The 12461-nt window shown below is 59.2% G+C and carries 13 protein-coding genes; 8 read left to right on the forward strand and 5 right to left on the reverse strand.

The window, feature by feature from the left end; genetic code table 11:
- Positions 1 to 119: 119 nt before the first annotated feature.
- Together rhtA and ACM6I0_RS24415 are read left to right on the forward strand one after the other, a co-directional pair.
- The gene (gene rhtA, locus ACM6I0_RS24410) at positions 120 to 1007 is read left to right on the forward strand and encodes a threonine/homoserine exporter RhtA (RefSeq protein WP_285430662.1); all 888 of its coding nucleotides are present in this window, start codon (positions 120 to 122) and stop codon (positions 1005 to 1007) included.
- 168 nt (positions 1008 to 1175) lie between these two features.
- Positions 1176 to 1457, forward strand: coding sequence for a hypothetical protein (locus tag ACM6I0_RS24415; RefSeq protein WP_222587803.1), 282 nt, complete (start codon positions 1176 to 1178; stop codon positions 1455 to 1457).
- On the opposite strand, the gene ACM6I0_RS24420 is transcribed toward ACM6I0_RS24415, so the two are convergent.
- A complete protein-coding gene (locus ACM6I0_RS24420; protein WP_259152103.1) occupies positions 1444 to 2016 on the reverse strand; it encodes a TetR/AcrR family transcriptional regulator in 573 nt (190 codons plus the stop codon). The two genes, ACM6I0_RS24415 and ACM6I0_RS24420, sit on opposite strands and share 14 nt — an antisense overlap.
- A gap of 92 nt (positions 2017 to 2108) precedes the next feature.
- Between ACM6I0_RS24420 and ACM6I0_RS24425 the strand changes: the two genes are divergently transcribed.
- Together ACM6I0_RS24425 and ACM6I0_RS24430 are read left to right on the forward strand one after the other, a co-directional pair.
- Positions 2109 to 2837 (forward strand): SDR family oxidoreductase, encoded by a 729-nt coding sequence (locus ACM6I0_RS24425; protein ID WP_414923491.1) that lies wholly within the window; start codon positions 2109 to 2111, stop codon positions 2835 to 2837.
- Between the two features lie 36 nt (positions 2838 to 2873).
- The gene (locus tag ACM6I0_RS24430; RefSeq protein WP_414923492.1) at positions 2874 to 3464 is read left to right on the forward strand and encodes a 2-hydroxychromene-2-carboxylate isomerase; all 591 of its coding nucleotides are present in this window, start codon (positions 2874 to 2876) and stop codon (positions 3462 to 3464) included.
- Positions 3465 to 3542: 78 nt separating this feature from the next.
- On the opposite strand, the gene ACM6I0_RS24435 is transcribed toward ACM6I0_RS24430, so the two are convergent.
- The 4 genes from ACM6I0_RS24435 to ACM6I0_RS24450 all read right to left on the reverse strand — a co-directional run bounded on the left by ACM6I0_RS24435 (position 3543) and on the right by ACM6I0_RS24450 (position 7765).
- Positions 3543 to 5351 (reverse strand): aminopeptidase P family protein, encoded by a 1809-nt coding sequence (locus ACM6I0_RS24435; RefSeq protein ID WP_285430660.1) that lies wholly within the window; start codon positions 5349 to 5351, stop codon positions 3543 to 3545.
- Positions 5352 to 5417: 66 nt separating this feature from the next.
- The gene (locus tag ACM6I0_RS24440; protein ID WP_285430659.1) at positions 5418 to 6575 is read right to left on the reverse strand and encodes a cysteine desulfurase family protein; all 1158 of its coding nucleotides are present in this window, start codon (positions 6573 to 6575) and stop codon (positions 5418 to 5420) included.
- Between the two features lie 204 nt (positions 6576 to 6779).
- The gene (locus ACM6I0_RS24445; protein ID WP_285430658.1) at positions 6780 to 7394 is read right to left on the reverse strand and encodes a LysE family translocator; all 615 of its coding nucleotides are present in this window, start codon (positions 7392 to 7394) and stop codon (positions 6780 to 6782) included.
- 101 nt (positions 7395 to 7495) lie between these two features.
- Positions 7496 to 7765, reverse strand: coding sequence for a hypothetical protein (locus ACM6I0_RS24450; protein WP_285430657.1), 270 nt, complete (start codon positions 7763 to 7765; stop codon positions 7496 to 7498).
- Positions 7766 to 8166: 401 nt separating this feature from the next.
- On the opposite strand from ACM6I0_RS24450, the gene msuE reads away from it, so the two are divergent.
- From msuE to ACM6I0_RS24470, 4 genes are all read left to right on the forward strand, one after another.
- Positions 8167 to 8730, forward strand: coding sequence for an FMN reductase (gene msuE, locus ACM6I0_RS24455; protein WP_285430656.1), 564 nt, complete (start codon positions 8167 to 8169; stop codon positions 8728 to 8730).
- Between the two features lie 10 nt (positions 8731 to 8740).
- Complete coding sequence (gene ssuD / locus ACM6I0_RS24460; protein ID WP_285430655.1) at positions 8741 to 9886, forward strand: FMNH2-dependent alkanesulfonate monooxygenase; 1146 nt, start codon at positions 8741 to 8743, stop codon at positions 9884 to 9886.
- A 160-nt stretch (positions 9887 to 10046) separates the two neighbouring features.
- Positions 10047 to 11234, forward strand: coding sequence for an acyl-CoA dehydrogenase family protein (locus ACM6I0_RS24465; protein ID WP_285430653.1), 1188 nt, complete (start codon positions 10047 to 10049; stop codon positions 11232 to 11234).
- 24 nt (positions 11235 to 11258) lie between these two features.
- Positions 11259 to 12362: a sigma-54 interaction domain-containing protein gene (locus ACM6I0_RS24470; protein ID WP_222587813.1), complete on the forward strand. Its 1104-nt coding sequence runs from the start codon at positions 11259 to 11261 to the stop codon at positions 12360 to 12362.
- Positions 12363 to 12461: the final 99 nt, after the last annotated feature.

Raw genomic sequence — 12461 nt, forward strand, 5'->3', positions numbered from 1 at the left:
ATGCTTTTCTATCAGGATCGTCGAAATCATTGCTTATATATAGACGCGCCCCTCGCGAATGCGCAGTATATTGCCCAACCCACGTTACTCCCCCTCACTCCTTCGGACGATGCCACGCAATGAATGACCAGCCTCGCAGCTTTGCTTCGACCCTGTTCTCGGTCGGGCTGCTATTAATAGCCATGGCATCTATCCAGTCCGGAGCCTCCCTGGCCAAGAGCATGTTCCCTATCATCGGCGCTCAAGGGACTACGACCCTTCGGCTGATCTTCGCCAGCCTGATCATGATTATTTTGCTGCGCCCGTGGCGGGCAAAGCTCACCGCAAAATCCCTGCGCACTGTCGTCGTCTACGGCATGGCATTGGGCGGCATGAACTTCCTCTTCTATATGTCCTTACGCACCGTCCCCCTTGGTATTGCGGTCGCACTGGAATTCACCGGGCCGCTGGCGGTGGCAATCTATGCCTCACGCCGTGCGATCGACTTCTTATGGATAGCCCTGGCAGCCGTCGGCTTGCTGCTATTGATACCAACAGGTGCAACGGCCGCGGGAATTGATCTCATGGGCGCCGCCTATGCCTTGGGCGCAGGCGCCTGCTGGGCGCTTTACATCCTGTTCGGCCAGAAAGCCGGTGCTGACAACGGCGTGCAGACCGCTGCGTTGGGCGTGATGATCGCCGCATTGTTCGTCGCCCCTATCGGTATCGTCCATGCCGGGGCTGCCCTGTTGACGCCATCACTGATCCCCGTGGCCATCGGCGTCGCCATTCTGTCGACCGCCCTGCCCTATACACTGGAGATGGTCGCGCTGACCCGAATGCCAGCCCGGACTTTTGGCACACTGATGAGCATTGAACCTGCATTCGGCGCCCTGTCAGGTCTGCTGTTCCTCCATGAATACCTGTCACTGTCACAGTGGATGGCCATCATGTGCATCATTCTGGCGTCTGTCGGTGCGACCATGACCATGGGCAGCGCTGCCAAGCCTGCGGTCGCCGCAGATTGATGCAGGTTTTGACGCAGGTCTGGTATTTACCGCTCAATTAGGCCATGTTTAGGCCCGCAACCCAGTGCCAGGCATGGATTTTTCAGGATAGGGATATCAGAACGCTTAAAGTGAAAGCGAATGCAGCCAGACTCGGACACAAGATCCGGGAACGCTATAAGGACAGCAATGAAACGAATTTTGTTACTGATCGCCGTACTCGCAGTGGCGGGCTGTGCGGCGACGTCGAAAACCCAAGTCAAGCATGGCAAGAAAGGGCTTCATATCAACTGTTCCGGGCTATCCTCGTCCTGGGACAAGTGTTACACCAGCGCCGCCAACTCGTGTGCGCCCAAGGGCTACAAGGTCATTGCCAAGTCCGGGGACGCCGTGGAAGAGCCTGGCGATTATCCATTCGGCCTCAACCCTGCCGGTTATACCAGCCGTAGCATGATCGTCATTTGCAAATAGGTTGATGCCGCCCGGCAATCTGGCGGCCAATCTCATCGTGACTGGACTGCAGCACGGTACGTTGAATATCCGTCGAGGCCAGCATTCGCGCCACGACCAGCGCACCGACGCATTGCGACAGAATGGCCCACGCAAGACTGTCGCTTTGCAGGATTTTCGCCCAACTCTCCTGCAACCGACAAATCCATACCTGTGCCTCCTCGCGCACAAGAACATCCGATCGGGCGATCTCGGCCCCCAATGTTGGTAACGCGCAACCAGACTCAGGATGTTCGACATGGGCCATGCTCAGGTATTGCTTCAAGCAACGCTCAAGCTTGTCGCAGTCCTGGTCAGCACCTAATCGCTCCAGACTCTGACTCAACTCGCGCTCGACGATAGACGCGAACAACTGGTCCTTGGACGTAAAGTGGCTATAGAAAGCCGCCCCACTCAAGCCGATCGCCTTCATCAAGCCATCCACGCCCACGGTCGAAAATCCGGCCTTCTTCGCCGACACCGCGCTGCTCTGCAATAGCTTTTCTTTAGTTTCCAGCTTGTGATTGGCCGAGTAACGCATTGCCTTGCCCTCAGGTTTGATCGCCTTGACGCCTACCAAATCGTAGCATAACGTTCGTTCAGTTAACGATCGTTCATCAAAGGGATCAACCCATGAATAACAAGAAGGTCGTACTGGTTGTCGGCGCGGGTGACGCTACCGGCGGCCCCATTGCCAAGCGTTTTGCGCAGGAAGGCTACATTGCCTGCGTCACGCGCCGCAGCGCAGACAAACTCCAGCCGTTGGTCGATGCGATCAAGGCTAATGGCGGCGATGCGCACGGGTTCGCCTGCGATGCACGCAAGGAAGAGGATGTGATTGCACTGGTCGAGGAGATCGAAACCCGCATTGGCCCCATTGAAGCGTTCGTTTTCAATATCGGCGCCAACGTGCCGTGCAGCATCCTCGAAGAAACCGCTCGCAAGTATTTCAAGATCTGGGAAATGGCCTGCTTCTCAGGTTTCCTCAATGCACGTGAAGTCGCCAAGCGGATGGCCAAACGGCAACGAGGTACGATCCTGTTCACCGGTGCCACCGCCGGTATGCGTGGCGCCGCCGGCTTCGCTGCTTTTGCCGGCGCCAAGCATGGCATTCGCGCACTGGCCCAAAGCATGGCCCGTGAACTGGGACCGATGAACATCCATGTTGCTCATGTCGTGGTCGACGGCGCCATCGATACGGACTTCATTCGCGAAAGTTTTCCAGAGAAGTACGCGACCAAGGACGAGGATGGCATCCTCAATCCCGAGCACATCGCCGAAAATTATTGGTATCTGCACAGCCAGCCTCGGGACGCCTGGACGTTCGAGCTGGATCTGCGCCCCTGGAATGAACGCTGGTAAGCCCTCCCCTACAACAATAAGCAGAGCGCACCGACCATGAGCAAAACCGTGGAGTTCTTTTTCGATCTGGGTAGCCCCGCCACCTACCTGGCATACACCCAACTGCCGAAAATCTGCGAGCAGACCAACAGTCAGCTGATCTACAAGCCGATGCTGCTGGGTGGTGTGTTCAAAGCCACCGGCAACGCCTCACCGGCAACCATTGCGGCCAAGGGTCGCTACATGTTTGAGGACCTGGACCGTTACGCCAAACGCTACGGCGTACCTTTGAAGTTCACCGCTGAATTCCCCATCAATACCCTGATGCTCATGCGCGCCGTCATGGGCATGCAGTTGCGCCATCCCGAGCGCTTTGCAGCGTTTATCGATTGCCTGTTCTACGCGCTGTGGGTTGAGGGACGCAATCTCAATGATCCGACGACTGTCGCGGCAGTGCTAACGCAAAACGGCTTCGACCCAAACCAGGTGTTGGCGCTCACCACCGATGAGGAAGTCAAAGCCGCTCTAAAGGACAATACCGAGAAAGCGGTCCAGCGAGGCGTGTTTGGCGCACCGAGCATGTTTGTCGGTGACCAGATGTTCTTCGGTCAGGATCGGCTGGACTTCATCCTTGAAGCCCTGAGTTAACTCTCGATAGCCAGGTGCACACGAGAGAATGCAACCCTAATGAGTCAGGCGCTAGAAACAGCGCCTGACCTGCACCGGTCAAATAGCGGCGGTACGCGTGTTCAACCACTCAAGGGCCGCGCCTTCAAGCAACGGACTCAAGCGCTCGCGCACTTCGGCATGGTAGGCGTTGAACCACTGCTTTTCGTCTGGCGTCAGCAGCGAAGGTTCCAGGCAGCGAGTGTCGATCGGGCACAGGGTCAGGGTTTCGAATTTCAGAAACTCGCCGAATTCGCTTTTGCCGGCTTCGCGATTCAACACCAGGTTCTCGATCCGCACCCCCCAACGACCCGGACGGTAAGTGCCTGGCTCGATGGAGGTGATCATGCCCGGCTGCATAGCGGTTTGCGGCGCTGCAGCGGCCTGATAGGCGATGACCTGTGGACCTTCGTGCACGTTAAGGAAATAGCCGACGCCATGACCGGTGCCGTGACCGTAATCAACGCTTTCAGCCCAGATCGGCGCACGGGCAATCGAATCGAGCAACGGCGAGAGAATGCCACGCGGGAATTGCGCACGGGATAGCGCAATCACGCCTTTGAGTACCCGAGTGCAGTCGCGTTTCTGTTCGGCGGTCGGCGTACCGACCGGCACCATCCGCGTGATATCCGTGGTGCCACCCAGGTATTGACCGCCGGAGTCGATCAGCAACAAGCCGTCACCCTCGATCACCGCATGTTCTTCTTCGGTGGCGTGGTAGTGCGGCATCGCACCGTTGGCGTTGAACGCAGCAATGGTGTTGAAACTCAGTGACACATAGCCCGGACGGCGAGTACGCGCAGCCGTCAGGTGTTCATCGATGGTCAACTCGGTGATGCGCTCACGCCCCAAGGCCGTGTCCAGCCAGGCGAAGAATTCGCACAGCGCTGCACCGTCCTGTTCCATGGCCTGGCGAATGTGCTCGGCATCGGCCAGGCTTTTCTGCGACTTGGCCAGGGTGGTCGGGTTCAGGCCTTCGACCAGTTTCACGCCACTGTTCAGGTTATCCAGCAAACCGGTAGTCACCCGCGCCGGATCGACTTGCAGGCTCGCGCCGCTCGGCACGGCGCTCAAGGCAGCCGCCACTTCGCTGTAGTCGCGCAGGGTCACGCCGTCCTGCTCAAGGACCGCGCGCAGTTCGGCATCAACCTTGCTCAGGGCCACAAACAGGGTGGCCTGCTCCTGGCTGATCAAGGCAAAGGAAACGAACACCGGGTTGAACGACACGTCGCCGCCGCGCAGGTTGAACAACCAGGCGATGTCGTCGAGGGTAGCGATGAAGTGCCAATCAGCGCCGCGATCTTTCAGGACCTCACGCAATTTCGCGAGTTTTTCACCACGGCTGACAGTCGCCTGAGGTGGCAAGTGTTGATAAATCGGCTCGTTCGGCAGTGTTGGACGGTCGCGCCAGACTTCGTTCAACAGGTCGATGTCGGTGCGCAGGCGAGCGCCGCGTTCTTCGAGCTTGCCACCCAGCGTACGCGCCGAAGCCACGGCCATCACCGCACCGTCCACCGCGACCACGCCACCTTCAGGGGTTTGTTCGGCCAGCCAGTCCAGCGGGCTGGGTTGACCCGGCTGCAGCTTGACCAGCTCGATGCCGCTGCCCTTGAGTTCCTTGGTCGCTTGCTCCCAGTAACGGCTGTCGGCCCACACGCCGGCAAAGTCCGGTGTCACGATCAGCGTGCCGACCGAGCCATGAAAGCCCGACAACCACTGCCGCCCTTGCCAATAGCCCGGCAGGTATTCCGACAAGTGCGGATCGGCCGACGGCACCAGCAGAGCATGAATGCCCTCCCGGCTCATCAGTTCACGGGTTTGCGCCAGGCGTTCGGGCACCGATCCATTGATCGAAGGCTGCGTACTCATCATGTCTCCTGCTCATCACTGCATCATTATTGTTGAGTGCCGATCAAACGCCGGCACTTTCAGGCCCTACTGCCAAAATGCCGGAGCACTGGCGCAGGCCGCTTTAATCAGTTGTGCCGCCAGGTCGACGTCCTGGTCGGAAGTGAACCGGCCGAGACTCAGGCGAATGGTGCGGCCGGCCGCGCGGGCATCATGTCCCAGCGCCAACAGCACATGGGACGGAGCATTGCTGGCCGAGTTGCAGGCCGAGGTCGCGGAAAACGCGATCGATTGGCTCAACGCCGCGGAATTGAACTCGCCTTCGTTGAAGGTCAGGCTCAGGGTATGGGGAATGCGCTGGGTCGGGCTGCCATTCAGACGAACGCCGGGAATGCTCAGCAGCTGATCAAGCAGGCGCTCGCGCAGCCGCACGATCTTGGCCTGCTCATCTTCGAACGAGGCGCCCGCCAACGCGAATGCAACGCCCATGGCTGCGATCTGGTGAGTCGCCAAGGTGCCGGAGCGCAAACCGCCCTCGTGACCGCCGCCGTGAATCTGCGCCTGCAAGCGCTGCTGCGCGCGAGGGCCGACATACAGCGCGCCGATGCCTTTGGGGCCATAGAGCTTGTGCGCCGAAAACGACATCAGGTCCACCGGCAACCGAGCCAGATCGATCGCCACTTTACCCGCGCCCTGAGCTGCATCGACATGAAACAACGCATCGCGATCACGCACCACCTGGCCGATGGCGGCGATGTCGTTGACCGTGCCCAACTCGTTGTTGACCAGCATCAGCGACACCAGAAAGGTGTCTTCGCGCATCGCTTCGCTGACCGCTAGCGGGGTAATCAGCCCTTCGGCGTCCGGCACCAGATAGGTCACGGCGACGCCAGCGTCTTGCAGCTGTTTCGCCGTGTCGAGAATCGCCTTGTGTTCAATCTGGCTGGTGATGATGTGGCCGCCGGACACGCCGCGCGCCTGGGCCACGCCCTTGAGTGCAAGGTTGTTGGATTCGGTCGCACCGGAAGTCCAGACGATCTGCTCGGCCTGGGCACCCACCAATTCGGCGACCTGGTGACGCGCGTGCTCGACCGTTTGCCGGGCCTGTTGGCCGAATGCATGGGAGCTGGACGCCGGGTTGCCGAAATTGCCGTTGAAACCCAGGCAATCGACCATGACCTTGATGACCCGCTCATCCACCGGCGTGGTGGCGGCGTAGTCGAAATACAGAGGACGTTTATTCATATAAGACTCGCAGAGCGTGTTCCGGGATCAGGAAGCTCGTCACTGAAACGCCAAAGCGCAGCCTTGTGAGCTGCGCTGATATTTCAGGGCTTTAGAAATACCTGATCGGAGGCCGTTAAAGAAGAACAACTTCATTTAAAAGTGCGTAGGAACGCTCCTGAAGTTGAGCTTAACAGGCATCGGGCAACCGGTTGAAGCAATGCGTCAGCTAAAGCCTTCAATCAACAAAGGATACAGCGAAGCCACCAACAGCAAGGCCATGCCCCAGTTGAACAGCCGCAACCAGCGGCGATCCTTCAACACGTTGCGCAACAACGTGCCACACCCGGCCCAGACACTGACACTCGGCAAGTTGATCAAGGCGAACACCGCCGCAATCACGATCACGTTGGTGAAATAACCCTGCATCGGCGTGTAGGTGCTGATGGCACCGATGGCCATGATCCAGGCCTTGGGGTTGACCCATTGGAATGCCGCTGCGCCAAGATAGCTGATCGGCTTGCTCTCGCCCTTTTCACTCTCCGAGACCGGCCCGGAATGGGCGATCTTCCATGCCAGGTACAGCAAATACGCGGCACCGACGTAACGCAAAATCGTATAGAGCAACGGATAGGTTTGAAAGACTGCACCCAGGCCAAAGCCGACCGCCACGACGAGCACAAAGAAACCGCAGGTAATGCCCAGCATGTGCGGAATGGTGCGGTTAAAGCCGAAGTTCACACCGGATGCCAGCAACATGGTGTTGTTGGGGCCAGGCGTAATCGAGGTGACAAGTGCAAACAGGGCGAAACCCAGTAGCAGATCGAATGAGAGGGTCATGAGCGGCAGTCCGTCAGGGTCAGTCAGAGGTTGACCCTATCGCACGCCCCGAGGGAAACCCACGGACAGTTAGGTAAAACTTCGAGCGGTACAGTTTTCGATCAGCTTGGGCGACCGTGAAGCTGTACAACACGCCCGGCGTTCATTTCGCCTTGTTTGTCGAAACTGAACGACTTTTGTGGCTGGCCGAGCAATTGAGCTTTTTTCGCGTGGTATTCCTCAAAGGACAGACCTCGACGGTTCAGGTCTTCCAATGCCAATTCTTTGGTTTCTTCCGCGGTGTACGGACGCAATTCTGGTGAAACATGGCTGGCACATCCGGCGAGAACTGAGACTGCGAGCATCAAGAAAGTGGCGATCAGAGGTTTCATGTTTGGCGTCCTGGCATCTGGGTTCGGGGCAATGAACACAGGCTACCCGCCGCCCTCGAAGGGCAGAAATCAACGCTCTCGATAGTGGCTATCGACTTTGACTAATGTCAGTCAACTCAAGCAATTAATATACCCAAAGGATCTATAAATATTAATTTAAGGTCTTTTGAGGAATAACGATCAACCTTTATAAACAACCTCAGTGCCAACACAACTGTTGTCCACGCAACTGTTTGTCAGGCAACAGCGTTTCAACAAACAGCCTCGCCAATTGAACAGTGCCTGTGGCTCAACACGCTGCAAGCCGCGGAAAACGGGGCTTTGAAGGATTGGTACAGCTCTTGCTCAAGCCCTGTGACTACTCACTGCTCGCTGAGCAACTGTTTAAAAAGGAACTGATCATGTCGCGCCCATTGAAAGTCGTTGCCCTCTCCGGCGGAACCTGGCGTCCGTCCCGCACCCTGGTGCTGACTCACGCCCTGTTGGCGGAGTTGGCCGAGCATTTGCCGATCGAGAGCAAGCTCATCGAACTGGGCGACATCGCCCGACCACTGGGTGCCGCCCTGTCGCGTCAGGAACTGAGCGCCGAGATCGAAGCCGAGCTGCAAGCCATCGAGAGCGCCGACCTGCTGATCGTCGCCGCGCCGGTGTATCGCGGCTCCTACCCTGGCCTGCTCAAGCACCTCTTCGACCTGATCGATCTCAATGCGCTGATCGACACTCCCGTGCTGCTGGCCGCCACCGGTGGCAGCGAGCGTCATGCGCTGATGCTCGATCATCAATTGCGGCCACTGTTCAGCTTCTTCCAGGCCTTGACCTTGCCGATTGGCGTCTACGCCACCGAAGCCGACTTCTCCAATTACCAAATAACCAGTGAGCCCTTGAAGGCCCGCATTCGCCTTGCTGCAGAACGCGCCGCGCCGTTGTTTGGCGTGCACCCTAAAAATCTGCTGAAAATCGCTTAAGGATTTCTTCATGGATGTTTTCTGGTTTTTGCCGACCCACGGCGACGGTCATTACCTGGGCACGACCCAGGGCGCCCGCCCGGTCACTCTCAACTACCTCAAACAAGTGGCACAGGCCGCTGACAGCCTCGGTTACCACGGCGTACTGATTCCGACCGGGCGTTCCTGCGAAGATTCGTGGGTGATTGCCTCGGCGTTGGTGCCGCTGACTGAACGCCTGCGTTATCTGGTGGCGATCCGTCCGGGGATCATTTCGCCAACGGTTTCGGCGCGCATGGCCGCCACGCTGGATCGATTGTCCAATGGCCGCTTGCTGATCAACGTCGTGACCGGCGGCGATCCCGATGAAAACCGCGGTGACGGGATCTTCCTCGATCACAGCGAGCGCTATGAAGTGACCGACGAGTTCCTGCAGATCTGGCGCCGCGTGCTGCAAGGCGAATCAGTCGATTTCGAAGGCAAACACCTGCAAGTGCAGAACGCCAAGGCGTTGTATCCGCCGGTGCAAAAACCGTATCCACCGCTGTATTTCGGCGGCTCTTCCGAAGCGGCCCATGAACTCGCCGCCGAGCAGGTCGATGTCTACCTGACCTGGGGTGAGCCGCCGGCCGCCGTGGCGGAAAAAATCGCTGATGTGCGTGAACGGGCTGCCCGAAACGGCCGCACGGTGAAATTCGGCATTCGCTTGCACGTGATCGTTCGCGAGACGGCCGAGGATGCCTGGAAAGCCGCCGACAAACTGATCGAGCACATCAGCGACGAGACCATCGCCGCCGCGCAGAAGTCCTTTTCGCGTTTCGACTCCGAAGGCCAGCGACGCATGGCAGCGCTGCATGACGGGCGTCGTGACAACCTGGAAATCGCGCCCAACCTGTGGGCCGGTGTCGGCCTGGTGCGTGGCGGTGCCGGGACTGCGCTGGTGGGCGATCCGCAGCAAGTGGCGGCACGGATCAAGGAATACGCGGACTTGGGCATCGAGAGTTTTATCTTCTCCGGTTACCCGCACCTCGAAGAGGCGTATCGCTTTGCCGAGCTGGTGTTCCCGCTGCTGCCTGAGCCGTACGCGAGCCTGGCAGGGCGTGGCGTCACCAACCTCACCGGGCCGTTTGGCGAAATGATCGCCAATGACGTACTGCCCACCAAAGCCACGGCCTGAAAACCTTTCCTGCTGATCGTGATCGTTCCCACGCTCCGCGTGGGAATGCAGCCCGTGACGCTCCGCGTCACTGGACGCGGAGCGTCCCTAGAGGCATTCCCACGCAGAGCGTGGGAACGATCAGAACGGGATCTGTGTCGACTTTTATGAGGAATCCCGCGTGACTGCCAAGCCGCATAGCGCCCTGTTATCCCCCTTGCAGACCGCCCGCCACCTGGCCGCCGGATTTGCCCTGACCGCTGTCGAGCGCGACGAGCGTGGCGGCACGCCCAAGGCCGAGCGTGACGCGCTGCGCCACAGCGGTCTGCTCGCGTTAAGTATTCCGACCCAGTACGGCGGACTAGGCGCCAGCTGGAGTGACACCCTGAGCATCGTGCGCGAGTTCGCCAAGGTCGACAGCTCGATTGCCCATGTCTTTGGTTTTCATCACTTGATGCTCGCCACCGTGCGCCTGTTCGCCAAGCCCGAACAGTGGCAACCCTGGTTCGAGCAGACGGCGCGCAAAAACTGGTTCTGGGGCAACGCCCTCAACCCGCTGGACACCCGCACCGTGGTGAAAAACCTCGGCGGCTGGCGTGAGTTTTCCGGCAAGAAAAGTTTCTGCTCCGGCGCCAGCGATTCAGAAATGCTGATCGCCTCGGCGGTGGATGAAAACGCCGGCGGCAAGCTGTTGATCGCCGCGATTCCCAGCGGTCGTAGCGGCATTACCTTGCACAACGATTGGAACAACATGGGCCAGCGCCAGACCGACAGCGGCAGCGCGACGTTCGAACGGGTGCGGGTCGAGGAATCGGAATTACTGCTCGACCCCGGCCCCCTGAGTACACCGTTTGCCTGCCTGCGGCCATTGATTGCCCAACTGACGTTCACCCATATGTTCCTCGGCATCGCCGAAGGCGCCTTCGAAGAAGCGCGGCAATACACCCTGACCGAAACCCGTGCGTGGCACAAATCCAGTGCACAGGATGTGCGTCAGGATCCTTATGTCCTCGGTCACTACGGTGAGTTCTGGGTCGCCCTCGAAGGCGTTCGCTTGCTGGTCGAACGCGCTGCCGAATTGCTCGACAAGGCGTGGGCAAGAGGCACGAACCTGAGCGCCGAAGAGCGCGGACATTTGGCCACCGCCATCGCCACCGCCAAGGTCGCGGCAACGCGCAACGGCCTGGACATCTGTAGCCGGTTGTTCGAAGTCACTGGCGCGCGCTCGACTCACGCTTCCCTGCGACTGGACCGTCACTGGCGCAACCTGCGCACGCAAACCCTGCACGATCCGGTGGATTACAAACTCCATGAACTAGGCGACTGGGCGCTGAACCAGTCCCTGCCGATCCCGACTTTTTATTCATAGCCTTCCATTGCTGGAGCCTGCCCAATGCAACTTCTGACCCTACCCCCCTCGCCCGCTCTGGCCACTTCGATCCGCGCTACCGCACAGGTGTTCGAAGACCCAAAATCCCAGGCCTTGCTCGCGCACATTCAACAAGTCGCGCCGAGTGAAGCCAGCGTGCTGATTATCGGCGAAACCGGCACCGGCAAGGAGTTGGTGGCGCGGCATATCCACAACCTCAGCGCCCGCCGCAACCGACCGTTTGTAGCAGTGAACTGCGGTGCGTTCTCTGAATCCCTGGTGGAAGCTGAGCTGTTCGGCCATGAGAAAGGTGCGTTCACCGGCGCGCTGAGCGCCAAAGCCGGCTGGTTCGAAGAGGCCGACGGCGGCACTTTGTTCCTCGACGAAATCGGCGATCTGCCGATGGCGATCCAGGTCAAATTGCTGCGGGTGTTGCAGGAGCGCGAAGTGGTGCGCCTGGGTTCGCGCAAGAGCATCCCCATCGACGTACGGGTGCTGGCGGCGACCAACGTGCAGCTGGAAAAAGCCATCAACGCCGGGCATTTTCGCGAGGACCTGTACTACCGCCTCGACGTCGTCAGCCTGGAGCTGAGCCCACTGCGCGACCGCCCCGGCGACATCCTGCCGCTGACCCGACATTTCGTCGAAGCCTACAGTCAGCGCCTCGGCTACGGCACCGTGACCATCAGCAAAGAAGCCGAGCTGAAGCTGCGCAGCTACAGTTGGCCAGGCAATATCCGCGAACTGGAAAACGTCATTCATCACACCCTGCTGATCTGCCGCAACGGCGTGATCGAACGCGATGACCTGCGCCTGTCGAACATGCGTATCGAGCGTCAGGACGATTACCACACCAACGTCGACGACTCACCGGAAGCCTTGCTCGACCGGGCCTTTCAAAAGCTCTTCGAGCAACAGGCTGGTGCGCTGCACGAGAAAGTCGAAGACGCCTTGTTGCGGGCTGCCTATCGCTTCAGCCATTACAACCAGGTGCACACCGCCGCCCTGCTCGGCTTGAGCCGCAACGTCACGCGCACGCGCCTGATCAAGATCGGCGAGCTGGCGGTGAACAAGCGCAGGCCTACGGAAAACGTGCAGGGTGAACGCTTGATGCAGTTGTCGATTTAGCTCACTGGCTGCAATTGGGGTGAGGTACTGGAGGCCGGGGGCGTAGCTGTTGGAATCGAAAGTTGATCCGAAACCGAGTTGAGCCCTTCGCGAGCAAGC

This window comes from Pseudomonas sp. IT-P294 (genome assembly GCF_949767865.1).
Lineage (GTDB): Bacteria > Pseudomonadota > Gammaproteobacteria > Pseudomonadales > Pseudomonadaceae > Aquipseudomonas.

Coding starts and splice junctions, on each gene's coding strand:
- rhtA (WP_285430662.1), top strand. CDS start 120: ATGAATGACCAGCCTCGCAGCTTTGCTTCGACCCTGTTCTCGGTCGGG.
- ACM6I0_RS24415 (WP_222587803.1), top strand. CDS start 1,176: ATGAAACGAATTTTGTTACTGATCGCCGTACTCGCAGTGGCGGGCTGT.
- ACM6I0_RS24420 (WP_259152103.1), bottom strand. CDS start 2,016: ATGCGTTACTCGGCCAATCACAAGCTGGAAACTAAAGAAAAGCTATTG.
- ACM6I0_RS24425 (WP_414923491.1), top strand. CDS start 2,109: ATGAATAACAAGAAGGTCGTACTGGTTGTCGGCGCGGGTGACGCTACC.
- ACM6I0_RS24430 (WP_414923492.1), top strand. CDS start 2,874: ATGAGCAAAACCGTGGAGTTCTTTTTCGATCTGGGTAGCCCCGCCACC.
- ACM6I0_RS24435 (WP_285430660.1), bottom strand. CDS start 5,351: ATGAGTACGCAGCCTTCGATCAATGGATCGGTGCCCGAACGCCTGGCG.
- ACM6I0_RS24440 (WP_285430659.1), bottom strand. CDS start 6,575: ATGAATAAACGTCCTCTGTATTTCGACTACGCCGCCACCACGCCGGTG.
- ACM6I0_RS24445 (WP_285430658.1), bottom strand. CDS start 7,394: ATGACCCTCTCATTCGATCTGCTACTGGGTTTCGCCCTGTTTGCACTT.
- ACM6I0_RS24450 (WP_285430657.1), bottom strand. CDS start 7,765: ATGAAACCTCTGATCGCCACTTTCTTGATGCTCGCAGTCTCAGTTCTC.
- msuE (WP_285430656.1), top strand. CDS start 8,167: ATGTCGCGCCCATTGAAAGTCGTTGCCCTCTCCGGCGGAACCTGGCGT.
- ssuD (WP_285430655.1), top strand. CDS start 8,741: ATGGATGTTTTCTGGTTTTTGCCGACCCACGGCGACGGTCATTACCTG.
- ACM6I0_RS24470 (WP_222587813.1), top strand. CDS start 11,259: ATGCAACTTCTGACCCTACCCCCCTCGCCCGCTCTGGCCACTTCGATC.